The organism is Arthrobacter sp. UYCu512 (assembly GCF_040547075.1).
GTDB lineage: Bacteria > Actinomycetota > Actinomycetes > Actinomycetales > Micrococcaceae > Arthrobacter.
Genome location: NZ_JBEPPA010000007.1, coordinates 202,118 through 217,149, shown reverse-complemented (window position 1 = coordinate 217,149; position 15,032 = coordinate 202,118). Strand labels below are relative to the sequence as shown.

The window sequence follows — 15,032 nt, the reverse complement described above, 5'->3', positions numbered from 1 at the left end:
TGCTCCTACAGAAAAAGGTTGCTCGGGCAGATGCGCCCATACCCGCCTAGTTCACCATATTTTGCGGATTCCCGCGCATTCGGCCCGAAATGGCGGGCATGCGGGCACGACTTCCGGGCGTCATGAACCCCGGCCCGGCAACGCGCGGCGGGGCGCAGCAGCCCCGGCCCGGCAACGCCTTCAGCCAGGACTCTGCGTGGCCCGTTGCGGAGGCCGGCCCCGGTCATCCGGGATCATCGACCACATGGTCGCCATCCGTTCCGCCCCTTCGGGGACCTGGTCCGGGTCCTCAAGCTCATAGTCGCGCAGCAGCTGAAAAAGCCGGCTGTTAAGCTCCGCACGCTGGTCAGTCGTCAGGTAGAGCAGATTGCTGGCCAGCACCACCGAAGAGGCTCCGTCCACGGGGTCGCCGCGCCGGCGCTGCTCGTCCCGGGTGCCGGCATAGGCCTTAACCCGACGTCGGTAAGCGTCCAGTTCAAGGTCCAGCACGGCGAACTCGGGGCTCGCTACTCCGCCGCCTGAATTGATGGTGAAGTCGGTCCCCGCGGCTTGCCAGCGGCGCTCACGCGCATCGCCGGCGGTGGCGGCGGGCACCACAATCCCCCATTTCTGCAGGGCACGCAGGTGGTAGCTCATCGCGCTCGGCGTGAGCCCCGTCTGGGCGGCGAGTTCCGTGGCCGTCCGGCTGACCTGGGTTGCATACAGTTCGGAAATGACCTCCAGCCGGGCCGCATGGGCCAGCGCCCGGATCGCCTTCGGGTCGGTGATCTCGACGTTCTTCTCCGGGCGTTGCCGGCGCGTTGTGCCCGCAGGGACCGGTGAGTCAGCAATGGGGGTTTCTGCATTCACTCCACCAGTCTACCGAGCACGGCCAAACTATGAAAGAAATGCTTGACATGCTAATCCCCCGCGGGTATTTTTCTATTAATGAAACAGGCCCTTCAGACCCCGCCGGGTGCATCCCGTGCTGCGCAGCCGCTCTGGCGGAACCGCGATTTCGTCCTTGCCAGCGGCTCCCGCTTTGTCGCCACGGCCGGCGCGGGCGCCGTCATCATCAGCGTGATGCTGCACCTGCAGAACCTGGCCGCGACCGGCCAGACCGCCGTGGCAGGGCCCTGGCTGGTGGCAGCCTACCTGTTCTGCTCCGCGCTCCCGCTGGCGCTGCTCGCCCCGTGGGCCGGCCGGTTGGCGGACACGCGTGATTCCCGGACGTTGGCGACGGCGTCCGCCGTGGTCAGTGCCGCGGCTGTCGCCGGCATGGGGCTGAGCCTGCAGTACGTGGAAAATTACCTTCCGGCCCTCTTCGCGATGACCTTCCTCCTCGACGCCGCGCAGGCTGTGGCCGGCCCTACCTGGCAGGCCCTGCTGCCCCGGCTCGTCGGTGAAGACCGGACCCCCCGGGCTCTGGGCACCATGCAGGCAACCATTATGATCGCCAGCATGGCGGGACCGGCAACGGGAGGCCTGCTCAGCGGCTGGGGCGGATCCGGCCTCGTCTTTGCCGTGGCCAGCGGGTGCTACCTGGCGATGGCCGCCGGCGCCCTGCTCATCCGGACGCGCCGGGGCACGGCCGCCGAGCGGGCGGGCAAGACGAACCCCGCTTTGCTGGACGGCCTGCGCCGAATCCGGCGGGACGGCCTGGTCTGGTCCCTGATCCTGGGTGTGCTGTTCTTCATTGCGGTCGGTGAGGCGACCAATGTCCTTGAAGTGTTTCTCGCCCGTGACGAGTTCGGCGCCACCGAAACGCAGTACGGGCTGCTGGTCGCGTTCTTCGGACTCGGGATGGCCTCCGGGGCGGTGCTTGCCAGCCGCATCAAGACCGCCGCAACCCGCCTGCGCGCACTGCTGGTCTCGATGGCCCTGACCTCCGCCTTCCTGGGAATCATGGCGCTGGTGCCCAGCCTGGAACTGCTTTTTGCCGCCTACACCGCGATGGGGGCGGCCTGTGGTGCGCTGAACGCGTGTTTCGGGGCGATTGTGATCCTGCGGGTCGCCGAAAGCGGCCGGGGCCAGGCGATGGCGGTCATCGGCGGACTGACCCGGGCCGTCTCCATCGGGGCGCTGGCGCTGGGCGGGCTGCTCGGCGCGTTGTTCCCCATCCGGGCGAGCTTCCTCGTCGCCGGCGCCTGCGGGGTGCTGGCCGGGCTGGCAGTCGCCGCATATGTCTTGCCGCGCTTCGGCAGCGACGCCGCGCCAATCGCTCCGGCCGCGTCAGGCCGGAAGCAGGAAGCCGTCCCGGACCAGATTCGCCACTTCGGCGCGGAGCCCGGCGTCGAAGGCCCGGCTGTCCCACCCCTCGCCGCCGCCAAGCAGCGCCTCAAGGGCGCCGATGATCTGGCTGACGGACAGATCCCCGTCGCAGGCTGAGACAAAACCGGCGAGCTCGGTGCTGAGCAGGTTGGTGCGGCGCAAGCCGGCACCCTGGCGCAGCAGGATCACGCCGGGGTGTTCGGCGCCGGGGCGCTGGTGCCGCTCCTCGGTAACGTCCTCCGCCACCAACAGGTGCGTGGCGGCCAACTCGTGGGCCGCCAGCCAGTCTGCGCGTTCCACGGCCGCACCGAGGTACGGACCAACGGGCTGCTCAATCGGATAGGTGATCTCCTCGAAGCGCCTCAGTACCGGGGAACCTCCGGCGGGGCGCCGCAGCCAGATCATGCCGAAACCGATGGCATCAACGTCGCGGGCAGCGAAGTCGTTAAGGTAGGCGGCGTAGGAATCCTGGTAGAGCAGCCGGTCACGCGCCGAGGAGGCGTCCTGCAGCCAGGTTTCTGCGTACTGTTCCGGGCTGACCTGCTCACGCTGGATGAACCAGACGTCCGCATCCGGTCCGGCCCAGCCCTGCGGCCGTTCGGCCCACTCGGCCCCGGCCGGGATTTCCCAGTTTCCCAGCAACTGGGCCGTCCCGCCGGGCGTCAGGACCGACGGAAGGTCCCGGACCAGCCCGGCGACGATGTCATCGCCCGGCAGGCCGCCGTCGCGATAGGTGAACTGGTCTGCGGCGGCCTCCCCCGAGCTTCGCGGCGTGATCACAAACGGCGGGTTGGAGACCACCAGCTCAAACTCCTCGCCCGCCACCGGATCGAGCAGCGAGCCCTGGCGCAGGCTCACCCGGGCTTCCAGGTCGAGGGGGTCAAGGTGCAGCCCACCGGCGTTGAGCAGCAGGTTGAAGCGGGTGAAGGCAAGGGCCCGTGCGGAAATGTCGGTAGCAGTCACGTGGTCGGCGTGGTGCAGCAAGTGGAACGTCTGGATACCGCAGCCGGTCCCGAGGTCCAGGGCCCGGGCCACATGCCGCCGGGCGGTAACCTGCACGAGGGTAGTGGATGCCTGCCCGATTCCGAGCACATGGTCGCGGCGGAGCACACCGGGTTGCTGGTGGGCGGCGAGGTCGCTGGCCACCCAGAGCTCCGCCCCGCCGCGGCCATCGGAGTCCTCGCCCGGGGTTCCGTCCCAGCCGTACGGCCGGAGATCGACTTTCGCCCGTATCAGGCCACCCTCGGAAGGCTCCACGAGACCGAGCTCCAGCAGGCCTGCTGTGCGGATGCCGGGCAGCGCGGCATCGAGTGTGGCACCGGTCTGCGGTTCGGCCAGCAGCCAGAACCGGACGACGGCGGCGAGTGCCCCCGTCGTTCCCTCCCCCGAGCGGGCCTTTTCCGTGCTGATCAGCGCCGGAACGAGTTGGTCACGGCTTAGGGCGCCGTGCGCTGCGGCGCCGAGAAGTTCTGCCACGCCGTCAACGGTGTAGCCGATGCGGCGCAGGTCCGCGGCCAGCGAATCGAGCAGGCCGGGCAGATCGCTGCGCGGGGCGTCGGGGGTGGTGCCGGCCGTGAAGTGCGTTGAAGGAGTCACCGGACAAGTTTAGTCCCGGCCCGGCGGTGTCTATCCTAGAAGTGTTTGCCGGCGTGGATGCGGAGGGCGTCACGGACAAAGGATGCCCCCGCTTCGCCGCCGTAATTCGCGGCGAAGCGGGGATCGGCAACGTACATCTCGGCCAGACCGGTGACGTAGCCTTTGACGTCGCCGCCGCCGCCGCCGGCGGACGGTGCTGCGGGTGTTCCGGGTGCTGCGGGTGCTGCGGGTGTTCCGGGTGCTGCGGGTGCTGCGGGTGTTCCGGGTGCTGCGGGTGCTGCGGGTGTTCCGGGAATGCCGACAAGCCATTCGACCTGTCGGCGGGCCAGCTCCTGCGCCTCGCTGCCGTCGGCCGGGATACCCGACTCCGCTGCCGCAATCCAGTCGTTGCCCAACTGCCGGGAATGCTGCTTCCAGGCGTCTTTCTCGGCCTGGCTCATCCCCCGCCACCAGGCGTCACTCGTCGCGTACGTCTCCGCGCCCCAGCGCTGCTCCACCTCATCCTGGAACTTGGTGTGGTCAAAACCGTCAAACATCGTCGCTGCCATAATCTCTCCTCCTGCTTTCAGCTCTGCAATCGTGCGCCGGACCGAGCTGATCTGGCGGGCCAGCCTCTGCTGTTCCTGCCGCAGCCAGTCCAGGTGCCGGTCGAGCGCCTTTTCGGCATCGGGCTCGTGGCCGGGGACCTCGGCGATGGCCGGAAGCCCAAGCCCGAGGTCCCGCAGCAACAGGATCCGCCGCAGCCGGAGCAGGGAAGCCTGGTCGTAGAACCGGTAGCCGTTGTTACCCGTCCTGCTGGGTTTAAGCAGTCCGAGGTCGTCATAGTGACGCAGCGTCCGACTGGTGGTCCCGGCGATCCTGGCGATGTGCTGCACGGACCATTCCATCTGGCTGACCCTTGGGCTGCAGCCGCTTCCGGGCCGTTCCTTCGATGTTAGAGGTTGACGTTACGTCAACGTCAAGCCCTGTGTGCTGCGGCGGGCCAAGCGCTGGCGGCCACCGGGTCGATGCGGAATCCGGTGCCGGCGTCAACGGCGGTAAGTTTGAGGAATGTTCCTTCATATTCCTGGCCTCCGGCGTTCCCTGACCCGCGTGCGGCCCGCCCGATCCCTTCGGCGTGGTGCCCTCAGCGCCGCGGCAGGTGCCGCCGTCGTCCTGGCCGCGACAGCATGTTCCGCAGCGGGCTCCGTCGAATCAACCGACGTGACCGCCTGGAAGGCCACGGCCCTTCCCGCTGCTGGCGGAATTGTGCTCGACGACGCCGGGAAAATCCTCAAGCGGGATCCGATCGTCAAATCCGCCACCGGGATCGGCGCGGGAAACTACGTGCTGACCATAAGCTGCGACGGCGGCGGCAAGGCCTTCTTCGAAGTCTCCCTGGACGGCGCCAGGCTGACCGAGGCCGGGGCCGCCTGCAACGGCAGCCGCGAGACGTCACGGATCAAAGTCCCGGCCGCCGGAACGGTGCAGATCAGCACGTCCAGCGTCGACGCTCCGCTCCTTTACGCCTACCAGCTGACACCCGCGCCGTAGCGGCAGGACCCGGCGGGTCTGGTATGCGGAGCGCGGGATTTAGGCCGCGCAGCCGTCCGGACACCGGAGCGTTGCAGGGCTGGCAGCGCACTCCGCGCAATACAGCGTCAACGTGCGGCAGGCCGCGTTGGAGCAGTTCTCAAACTTGCTCGTCGGCGCCGCACAGCGGACGCATTCGCCGATGGTCTTGGCCTCGGCACTGAATTCAAGGTGCATACGCTTATCGAACACGTAAAGGGACCCCTCCCAGAGGCCTTCGTCCTTGAACGTTTCGCCGTATCGGACAATCCCGCCGTCGAGCTGGTAGACCTCTGTGAAACCACGGTTCACCATCAGGCTGGAGAGGACTTCGCAGCGGATGCCGCCGGTGCAGTACGTGACCACGGGCTTGTCCTTAAGCCCGTCATACTTGCCCGAATCGAGTTCTTTGATGAAGTCGTGGGTAGTGGCCACATCCGGGACGACGGCGTTCTTGAATTTGCCGATCTGGGCTTCGAAACCGTTGCGGCCATCAAAAAAGACGACCTCCTCGCCGGCCTCCCGCCTCGATTCCACAAGCTCGTGCAGTTCCGCGGGTTTGAGGTGCGTGCCGCCGCCGACCACACCGCTGGCATCTACCCTGAGCTCCCCGGGCGCGCCGAAGGAGACAATCTCGTCGCGGACTCTGACGCTGAGCCGGGGGAAATCCGCGGCGCCGCCCTCGGACCATTTCACGTCGACGCCATGGAACCCCGGGTATTCGCGCGTGGTTTTAACGTATTGTTTGACCGCGCCGATCTCACCGCCAACGGTTGCGTTGATGCCGTCCTTGGAAAGGATGATGCGGCCCGTGAGCCCAAGTTTCTCGCAGAGGGCACGCTGCCAGAGCCGGACAGCCTCCGGGTCCGGGAGCGGGGTGAAGCCGTAAAAAAGCACAATTCTGTTCAGAGCCACATTTTAAGGGTACCGGCTGGGTCAGGCCCGGTGATCCGTCAGCCGTGCCAGCCGCTCCGCCGCAAGCTGGCCGCCCGTACCCGCCGTCCGGACACCGGTGCGTACCCGCCCCTTTCGTCCGACCGGTAACCCTGCCGGTCACAATTGGGTCAGCTGGACCGGTTCCCGGACCGGAACCCTGTTGCTTGCGGCAGGGCTGCAATACGCTCATCACATGAGTCTTGAGCGCATGGTTGAGGACACCACCCATCTGCTGGAAACCTGGGTGGCAGGCTGGGCTGGCTGCCGGGGTTACGAGACACGCAGAGAGGGCAGGTTTCCTGCAGCCTTCAGGGATGACACCACCACCGAGTGGGAATATTTCGCCCATGATCCCTCGGATCCGGAGTTTGCGCAGCTGGCCGCCGCCACGCTGGAAGTGCCCGCACGGATCCTGACCATTTTGAGCAATAACCCGGCGAAGTATACCAGTCTCGCGAAAGAACACGGCCTCAACGTCACATCAGCCTCGCAGAGCATGATGATCGTGGACATGGAGACCCAGGACGCCGAGGACCCATGGCTACCGGATGATGACCTTCGCTGGGTACCGTCCCGGGCTGACGGCGTCCACCATACTGTCGTCTATGCCGGTGATGAAGTGGCCGCGAGCGGGCGTCTGTTCGTTGTGGACCACACCGCAATCTTCGACAAGATCGTCACCAACCCTCGGTACCAGCGCCGGGGTCTTGGCAGCTTCATCATGCGGGCCCTGGCCGCCCAGGCTTTCGAACACGACGTGCAAACCGGATTGTTGCTCGCATCGCTGGACGGGCAGCAGTTGTACTCGCACCTCGGCTGGACGCCGGTCTGCCAGGTCCTGATGCTGTCCGCCTCGGACGAAGGCGCCGACTTGTCGGTCGGCTGAAGCGCAGCTGAAGCGCCCGCGCCAAGCCGATTTGAGGCCGGGTGAAAGAATGGCTGAGTGAACCCGCATGAGTCCCTGATTCCGTTGCTGGGCCGCGGCCCGGACCCGGAACAGCTCCGCCATGTGCGTACCATCGCCGCCCGCGAGGCCGTGCATGCCCCGTGGCCCGATTGGGCCCACACCGACGTGGTAAACGCCTATGGCTCGCTCGGCATTCACGAGCCCTACCGGCACCAGATCCAGGCCGCCGACCTCGCCCATGCCGGCGAACACGTGGTGATCGCGACCGGCACTGCCTCCGGCAAATCGCTGGCCTACCAGTTGCCGGCACTAGATGCCATCCACCGGTCGGAACTGCGGGTCCTCGCCGACCCGGGCAAGATCCACGACGACGGCGCGGTCACACTGTATCTTTCCCCCACCAAGGCTCTGGCTGCCGACCAGTTGGCTGCCATCCGGGCGCTGAAGATTCCCACCGTCCGGGCAGAGACGTACGACGGCGACACCGACCCTGCCTCCCGACGCTGGATCCGCGACCACGCGAACTTCATCCTGGCCAACCCGGACATGCTGCACTTCGGGATCCTCCCCAACCACGCCTGGTGGGCACGGTTCTTCCGCCGGCTGCGCTACGTGATTGTGGACGAGGCCCACAGCTACCGCGGCGTCTTTGGATCCCACGTGGCCAATCTGATGCGCCGGCTGCGCCGTATCTGCGCCTACTACAGCCCCGACGGACCCGGGCCGGTGTTTATCGCCGCCTCCGCAACGGCGTCCGAGCCCGGGACTTCCTTCGGCCGGCTCATCGGCGCTCCGGTCCGTGCCGTGTCCGAGGATTCGTCACCCCATGGTGCCACCACCGTCGCGTTCTGGGAGCCCGCACTGACCGAAGTCCGCGGCGAGAACGGCGCCAAGGAGCGACGCACTGCCGTGGCGGAAACCGCTGACCTGCTGGCCAATCTGGTGTCTTCGCGGGTGCGGACCATTGCGTTCATTAAATCCCGGCGCGGGGCCGAAACGATTGCCAGCATTACCAAGCGTCTGCTGGACGAGGTCGATCCCAGCCTGCCGCCCCGGGTCGCCGCGTACCGCTCGGGGTACCTGCCGGAGGAGCGCCGGGCGCTGGAAAAATCACTGCGGTCCGGCGAGCTGCTGGGCGTCTCCAGCACCTCGGCACTGGAACTCGGCATCGACATCTCCGGGCTCGATGCCGTGCTAGTTGCCGGCTGGCCGGGAACCCGCGCCTCCTTGTTCCAGCAGATCGGCCGGGCCGGCCGGGCCGGCCAGGACGCCATCGCCGCCTTCGTCGCGAGCGATGACCCGCTGGACACTTACCTGGTCAACCATCCCGAAGCGATCTTCGACGCCTCGGTCGAGGCCACCGTCTTTGATCCCTCCAATCCCTATGTTTTGGGCCCGCACCTGTGCGCCGCCGCCGCCGAACTGCCGCTGGGGTACGCCGAGCTGGGCCTGTTCGGTGCCACAGCCGAGAAGTTGCTGGACCAGCTGGTGGACCGGGGTTATCTGCGCCGCCGTCCCGCGGGGTGGTTCTGGACCCATCCGCAAAGCGCGGCCGGCATGGTGAACCTGAGGGCTGACGGCGGCGGCCCGGTAAGCATCGTGGATGCGGACACCGGGTCCCTGCTGGGGACCATGGATTCGCCGCAGACGCACTACCAGGCCCATACCGGCGCCATCTACGTCCACCAGGGCGAGAGCTACGTCGTGGAAGACCTGAACGAGGACGACCACTGCGTGATGGTCCGGCGGGCGAACCCGGACTATTACACCACCGCCCGGGACGTGACCCAGATCGAGGTGCTCGAAACACAGCGCACCACCGAGTGGGGCGATGTGGCAGTGCATTTCGGGGATGTGAAAGTGACAACACAGGTGGTCTCCTTCCAGCGCAAGGCGCTGATTTCCAATGAAATCCTTGGTGAGGAGCCACTGCAGCTCGGTGCCCGGGACCTGTTCACCAAGGCAGTCTGGTTCGTCATGGACAACCGCTCCCTGACCGGCGCGGGGCTGATAGAGGCCCAGTTCCCGGGCGCCCTGCACGCTGCAGAACACGCCGCCATTGGGCTGCTGCCCCTGGTTGCCTCCAGCGACCGCTGGGACATCGGCGGGGTGTCTACGGCCATCCACGCAGACACCGGGGTGCCGACCATCTTTGTATACGACGGCCACCCCGGCGGTGCGGGCTTCGCGGAACGCGGATACGACAAGGCCCGGACCTGGCTCGCCGCCACCCGCGACGCGATCAAGGCCTGCGAATGCGAATCCGGCTGCCCGTCGTGTGTTCAGTCGCCCAAGTGCGGCAACAAGAACAATCCCCTGGACAAGGACGCCGCCGTCACCTTGATCGACGTGCTGCTCGAGGATGCGACGGATCGGATGCAGGCAGGACAGCCGGACCACTCCCCGACGCCGCTGCAGGCGTAGTCCGGCCACTGTGGCCCCGGCTCACGGGGGTGGCCCCGGCTCACGGGGCTGGTCCCGGCTCACGGGGGTGGCCCCGCCCGGGCGAGTCCGGTGGCCACACCCAGCGGCAGACGAACCTCGAGTTCGGTGCGGACCTGGACCGTGTTCCCGCCGCCTTGCACGCAGCTAAGGACCCGGGCCCCATTGCGGTGTGCGACTTCCGCGGCGACGGCACAGGGTTCGCCCGGAGAAATGCCCCGGGCAGTATCCTCGGCGGCGAGGGCCGCAAGATCGGCGGCAGTAGCCGCCCTGGATCCCATCGTTGCGGACTGTGCGAGCAACAGGAGCGAGATGGCGGCGAGAATGACCAGCAGTCCCAGTCCTAGTGCCAGCACTGTGCCTGCACCACGCTCGTTGTGCCCGGCCCCCGCCGGGTCCCGCACGGCCGGCTGGTGACCGCCCGGCGGCATCCCCCGGCTGTCCGCGCGGTTCATACTGCCACACTCTCCAGCGGAAGAATCCACCGCCGTGGCTCCTGGGCTGCAGCTGCCGGCGCGGACGTTTCACCCCGGGTCCAGGCGCGGGCCGTGAGGGTCCACGGCAGCAGCGCGCCAACGGCGCCCGGAACCTTGCCGGAGACCGTGACGCTGAGCCATTCGCCGTCGGACGCCACCGCTGACGCAGCTGAGGCGCCCGCGAGCCGGCGGACGATCACGTCGACGCTGGCGGCGTCCTCACCCCGGGCCAGCGCCCGGGCACCGGCCCGGGCCGCTTCCTCCAGCCGCAGTTGGGTCACACCCGCCGCTGAACCGGCCAGCAGGAGGGCCAGCAGGAGCACTACGGCGGGTAGCGCCACCGCGAATTCCGCAGTCACCGCACCGCGGCACGTGACGCCATCCGCCGCCGTCCAGCGTGTGTGTCCGGCCGGAGGTGCGGGCATCACAGCCCGAGTCATCCGCGCCGCCGGCCACGGGCGGCTCATGGCAGGGCGAGCGCCGTGCGGATGAGGTTCAACAGAAAACCCCGCACCTCGTCACTGCGCATAATAAACACGAGAATGCCGGCAAACCCCACGGCGGCGAGCGTAGCAATCGCATATTCTGCCGTTGCCATCCCCGCCTCGGAGCCGAACAGCTTCCGCAGCCTCCGCGCCCGGCGCGGGGCAGCAATACTGGCGCCCGGATAGATCTCGTGGATCTCGGCGCCCTCCGATTCACGCTTGATTTGCTGCGCTTTGCGGGTGCCGGCGGACGCAGTGTGTTCAAGTAACATGAGCTTTCCTTTCCTTGGCTCCGGCGGGACCGCCGGTTGTTCTTCGACTCTTCCGGGCCGGACGCGGAGGCGGAAGGGGCTCATCCCGCCAAGTGGAAAACCTCAACCGGGTGCGGGCAGTGGAGGAAGGCTAAAGCATGCCCCGAGGTCCGGCGCCGGGTCAGCCTGGGAGCATCGACAGCAGCACCGGGATGACGCCAAGGCAGATGAAGGCCGGCAGCGAACACAGCCCGAGCGGCACAACAAGCTTCACCCCGAGTGCGGCGGCCCGTTTTTCTGCGGCTCGGAACTGTTCGCGCCGCATGCGTGCGGCCTGGGCATAGAGGATGGCGGAGGACGGGGCGCCGGTGAGCGCGGCGAATCCCAGCGCATCACGCACGGCCAGAAGTCCCGGTGACAGGAGCTCCGAACTGCGCCAGGCCGTATCCCAATCGGCGCCGATCGCGAGCGCGGCGACGACCGGGCGCAGTGGATCACGAATTTCCGGCGTTGCCAATCCGGCCAGCAGCGCCAGTGCGCGGCCGAGACCGGCGCCCGCTTCGAGCATCGCGCCGATCAGTTCCAGCATCATGGCCACGTCGTCGAGTCCCTGCCCGGCTGATTCCGCGGGTTTTTCGGTGCCGTCTTGGGGGCGGCCCGGGTTCCGGGCATCGGACGCGTGCTTCATCTGGCGCTGGAGTCTCCGCCTGGGCAGGCTTCGGTTGGCATGGACCATAACGGCAGCAGCGGCCAGAAATGCCACCACTGCAAGACTGGGCGCGCCGACTGTCACGGCCGCAGCCGTTCAGCCGCACGGACCAGCCGCGCCGACCAGATCCGTCCGGCCGCGGTGAGGGTCAGCCCGGTCGCGAGGACCGCCGCGCCCAACGGGGTTCCCAGCAGCACCCCGACGGGATCCGCTCCCAGCAGCGAGCCTAAGCAAAGGCCGAGAAACGGAAGCCACGTCAGCAACCGCACCGTCGCGCGCGGCCCGGCCAACGCCGTCTGGCGGGCGGCACCGGCGTCGTTTTCAGCTTCAAGCTGGGCGGCGAAACGCGTTAGCACGTCAGCCAGCGGGGAGCCTGTGGCTTCGGCCGCGTCAAGGCACGCTGCCAGCTGAAACCAGACGCGTCGCTCGCGTACGCTCTGGCCGTTACGTCCTCGCCACGTCCTCCCGTCGCCGGTACCCGCGGAGGTGGCCGCAACGGCTGAGCGGATTGCTGCCCCGACTGGAGCTCCCCGCATCGCCGCGGCGCGGGCTGCGGCCAGCATCCGCACGGATCCTGGCGCCAGCCCGGACGGCCGGACCGGCGTTCTGGCACCGGCCGAGGATACGTCGGCTTCGCCCACCAGCAGAAGCCAGAGCTCTTCCCACAACCGCGAGGGAGGACGTCCACCCTTCAACAACGCCGCCAGTTGCTGGACGAGTAGAGTCATCGGCGTTGTCGGCTCGTACCGGCGCCGCCAGCGGGGTCCTGCGCTGGGGGCCGCTTCGGAGCCGGCGCGAGCAACCTGTGACCCGGCCAACGCGGCACGAATACGTCGACGCGGCGCTCGACGCGCCGAAACCGCCAGGTACACCGCGGCGGCCAGCACGCCAGCCAAGACGGCTGTCACTCCCGCCCCCTGCCCGTGCCGGTGCCCAGTACGCTTTCGGCCGTCCCGACAGATCCCGCCGAATTCAGCCCTGCCAAGCTGCCGGTGTCAAAGCCGCCGGTTTCGATTGCGTCGGCATCCAATCCGAGGCGCAGCAACAGCAGCGGCCAGCCCGGCCCAGGCCTGGGCCGTCCGGCGAAAATCTCCAGCGCGGAGCCGACCACCAAGCCGCCCGGTCCGTCTTCCATCACCGCGATGCAGGCCACGCTGCGCCCGTGGCCCAGCCGTTCCAGATGGATGACGGCATCGATCGCGCTGGCTGCCTGCAGACGCACTGCCTCCTGGGACATCCCGGCGAGCGCCCCCAACGCAGTCAACCTCGCGGGAACGCCGGCCGCGGTGTTCGCGTGAATTGTTCCTCCGCCGCCGGTGTGGCCGGTGTTCATCGCAGCCAGCAATTCACGCACCTCGGCTCCCCGGCACTCCCCCACCACCAAGCGGTCCGGTCGCATCCGCAGTGACTGCCGAACGAGCTCGCCCAAATCCACGCCGCCGCCGCCTTCAAGGTTGCCGTGGCGTGCCTCCAGCGACACGACGTGCGGGTGGAGCGGGTTGAGCTCTGCGGCGTCCTCAATCAGGACCAGCCGCTCGCCCGGGGGACACAGGCCCAGGAGGGTGGCTAGGAGCGTTGTCTTCCCGGAGCCCGTGGCGCCGCTGATCAGGAAGCTCAGGCGGCGTTTCACCATACATTCGAGCACGGTCTGCACCAATGACCCGAACATCCCGTTCTGCCGCAGTTCAGCCATCGAGAAGACCTGCTCGCGCCTGATCCTGATGCTCAGCAGTGTCCCCGTCGTGGAAATCGGCGGCAGGACGGCATGAACCCTGAAGCCGCCGTCGAGCCTGACGTCCACGCACGGTGAACCCTCGTCCAGACGTCGCCCGCCCACCGATACCAGCCGCGCCGCGAGGGCCCGGACCTGTCCCTCGCTGGAGAACGCGACCGGCGCCCTTTCCAGTCCGCCGCCTCGGTCCAGCCAAACGGAGCCAGGACCGTTGACGAAGATATCTGTCACGGCCGGGTCCCGGACCAGCACCTGCAGGGGCCCGAGGCCATTGAGTTCCGCGCTGATCCCCTCGACCGCCGCCAGCGCACCGGCGGTCCCCAGCAGTCGCCCGCTCGCCTGCACGGCGGCCGCCACGCGCGACGGGGTCACCGGGCCGGCGTCGGACATTACCGTTTCGCGCACGGACTCCAACAGCCGGGCATCAACAATGGCACGGGCCGCGGGCCGGGAGTTCGGGGCGCCAAAGCCGACCGTTACGTCCGGCGGCCCGGCCGCCGAGTGGGCACTCACCCGGCCCCTCCAGTGCCGAAGTCCAGGACCGCGCCGGCAAACCTTCGAACGTTTCGCTGCCGCCCGATGTCCAGCAGCCGCCCGAGCTCCGTGGCGGCCGTGGCGTTTCTGACGTCCGGCATGATCCCGGCCAGGGGCAACGCGACGGACTCTGCAATCAGTTCCGCGTCCAGGCAGGCCCCGGGTCTTCCCCGCACCACCAGCGACGTCTCGACTGCGGGAAGTTCCTGCAGGAGCCGGGCCGTCGCCACGGCCGCCCGCAGCAGCGCCGGCAGGACCACAATCAGCCGGTCGCAGTCCCAGGCGAACATCCGCAGCGTCTCGGCACCCCGGCCGACGTCGACCACAACGAGCTCGAAGCCGCGCCGGGCCCCGTCCAGCACGCCCGCCGCCACGGCCTGGGCCACCCCGCTGTGGCCTTCCCTGTTCCCAGGCCAGGAAAGGAAGTGAAATCCGCCCGCCTGGGGCAGTGAATCGGCGAGCTGTCTGGGATCGATCGTGCCACTGGCATCGGCCAGATCCGGCCAGCGCAGGCCCGGTGTTTCCTCGGCGGAGAGCGCAAGCTCCAGGCCGCCGCCCCAGGGGTCGCCGTCCACGAGCAGGACACGGATACCCTGCCGGGCCGCTGCATGCGCCAGCCACACCGCTGCGGTGCTGGCGCCGCCGCCGCCACAGCCCCCGACGATCCCGAGGACGAGCCCGCCCGGGTCCGGGGTGCGGGACCGGCTCAGGTACTCAGCGAGCCAGGCCGCCGCATCGGGCAGCACGGCGACCCGATCGACGCCGAGCGCGGCGGCGAGCTGCCACAGGCTGTCGCCATCCTCGCTGAGGCCAACCAGCACCGCCGGGGACCGTCCGCGCGGCGGCAACTCCCGAACGTCGCTGCCGAGCAGCACCACCGCAGCCGTGTCCCAAAAGGGCGCCGCCGCCCTGATGTCCGGCACCGTCCGCAACTGGCCGCCGGACGCCGCCACAACGCGCTCCACCTCACCGCGCAGCACCTCGGACCCGGTGACCAGCACAGTCTCCGACGACTCGCGGGGCAGCCACCGCCCGGGCCCCGCCGCGCCGGCTTGGGTCCCGGGACCGGAACGTGATCGCTGGTGCCTGCTCATGCGGCTACTCTTCCGGTCCCCCGGAGCCGCAGTAACCCGCGCCGGCGGCTATGTGGACAACCGGGCTCT

14 protein-coding genes and 1 pseudogene are annotated in these 15,032 nt (G+C 68.4%); 4 read left to right on the top strand and 11 right to left on the bottom strand.

Going from position 1 to position 15,032, the window contains the following annotated elements; all coding sequences use genetic code 11:
• Positions 1-180: 180 nt before the first annotated feature.
• A complete protein-coding gene (locus ABIB49_RS09735; RefSeq protein ID WP_226775482.1) occupies positions 181-849 on the bottom strand; it encodes an ArsR/SmtB family transcription factor in 669 nt (222 codons plus the stop codon).
• Between the two features lie 78 nt (positions 850-927).
• Here ABIB49_RS09735 and ABIB49_RS09730 point away from each other — a divergent pair.
• Positions 928-2,184 (top strand): annotated as a pseudogene (locus tag ABIB49_RS09730) (MFS transporter); the annotation flags it as partial.
• Positions 2,185-2,211: 27 nt separating this feature from the next.
• On the opposite strand, the gene ABIB49_RS09725 reads toward ABIB49_RS09730, so the two are convergent.
• Positions 2,212-3,846, bottom strand: coding sequence for a DUF7059 domain-containing protein (locus ABIB49_RS09725; RefSeq protein ID WP_226775481.1), 1,635 nt, complete (start codon positions 3,844-3,846; stop codon positions 2,212-2,214).
• 35 nt (positions 3,847-3,881) lie between these two features.
• Positions 3,882-4,733 (bottom strand): MerR family transcriptional regulator, encoded by an 852-nt coding sequence (locus tag ABIB49_RS09720; protein WP_226775480.1) that lies wholly within the window; start codon positions 4,731-4,733, stop codon positions 3,882-3,884.
• 163 nt (positions 4,734-4,896) lie between these two features.
• On the opposite strand from ABIB49_RS09720, the gene ABIB49_RS09715 reads away from it, so the two are divergent.
• Complete coding sequence (locus tag ABIB49_RS09715) at positions 4,897-5,379, top strand: DUF6023 family protein (protein WP_226775479.1); 483 nt, start codon at positions 4,897-4,899, stop codon at positions 5,377-5,379.
• Positions 5,380-5,418: 39 nt separating this feature from the next.
• On the opposite strand, the gene trhO is transcribed toward ABIB49_RS09715, so the two are convergent.
• The gene (trhO, locus tag ABIB49_RS09710; RefSeq protein WP_226775478.1) at positions 5,419-6,312 is read right to left on the bottom strand and encodes an oxygen-dependent tRNA uridine(34) hydroxylase TrhO; all 894 of its coding nucleotides are present in this window, start codon (positions 6,310-6,312) and stop codon (positions 5,419-5,421) included.
• A 214-nt stretch (positions 6,313-6,526) separates the two neighbouring features.
• Between trhO and ABIB49_RS09705 the strand changes: the two genes are divergently transcribed.
• Together ABIB49_RS09705 and ABIB49_RS09700 are read left to right on the top strand one after the other, a co-directional pair.
• Positions 6,527-7,219 (top strand): GNAT family N-acetyltransferase, encoded by a 693-nt coding sequence (locus tag ABIB49_RS09705; protein ID WP_226775477.1) that lies wholly within the window; start codon positions 6,527-6,529, stop codon positions 7,217-7,219.
• A gap of 57 nt (positions 7,220-7,276) precedes the next feature.
• Entirely contained in the window at positions 7,277-9,664 is a 2,388-nt protein-coding gene (locus tag ABIB49_RS09700; protein WP_226775476.1) for a DEAD/DEAH box helicase, read from the top strand.
• A gap of 59 nt (positions 9,665-9,723) precedes the next feature.
• On the opposite strand, the gene ABIB49_RS09695 is transcribed toward ABIB49_RS09700, so the two are convergent.
• The 7 genes from ABIB49_RS09695 to ssd all read right to left on the bottom strand — a co-directional run bounded on the left by ABIB49_RS09695 (position 9,724) and on the right by ssd (position 14,963).
• Entirely contained in the window at positions 9,724-10,137 is a 414-nt protein-coding gene (locus ABIB49_RS09695) for an Rv3654c family TadE-like protein (RefSeq protein ID WP_354156999.1), read from the bottom strand.
• The gene (locus ABIB49_RS09690; protein WP_502913789.1) at positions 10,134-10,517 is read right to left on the bottom strand and encodes a TadE family type IV pilus minor pilin; all 384 of its coding nucleotides are present in this window, start codon (positions 10,515-10,517) and stop codon (positions 10,134-10,136) included. Before ABIB49_RS09690 ends, ABIB49_RS09695 begins: the two co-directional genes overlap by 4 nt.
• Positions 10,518-10,621: 104 nt before the next feature.
• The gene (locus ABIB49_RS09685; protein ID WP_226775475.1) at positions 10,622-10,915 is read right to left on the bottom strand and encodes a DUF4244 domain-containing protein; all 294 of its coding nucleotides are present in this window, start codon (positions 10,913-10,915) and stop codon (positions 10,622-10,624) included.
• A 160-nt stretch (positions 10,916-11,075) separates the two neighbouring features.
• A complete protein-coding gene (locus ABIB49_RS09680; RefSeq protein WP_226775512.1) occupies positions 11,076-11,630 on the bottom strand; it encodes a type II secretion system F family protein in 555 nt (184 codons plus the stop codon).
• A 53-nt stretch (positions 11,631-11,683) separates the two neighbouring features.
• Positions 11,684-12,511: a type II secretion system F family protein gene (locus ABIB49_RS09675; protein ID WP_396021295.1), complete on the bottom strand. Its 828-nt coding sequence runs from the start codon at positions 12,509-12,511 to the stop codon at positions 11,684-11,686.
• Positions 12,508-13,725, bottom strand: a complete 1,218-nt coding sequence (locus ABIB49_RS09670) for a TadA family conjugal transfer-associated ATPase (protein ID WP_502913790.1) — start codon at positions 13,723-13,725, stop codon at positions 12,508-12,510. Before ABIB49_RS09670 ends, ABIB49_RS09675 begins: the two co-directional genes overlap by 4 nt.
• 119 nt (positions 13,726-13,844) lie before the next feature.
• Entirely contained in the window at positions 13,845-14,963 is a 1,119-nt protein-coding gene (ssd, locus tag ABIB49_RS09665) for a septum site-determining protein Ssd (protein ID WP_354156998.1), read from the bottom strand.
• Between the last annotated feature and the right edge of the window lie 69 nt (positions 14,964-15,032).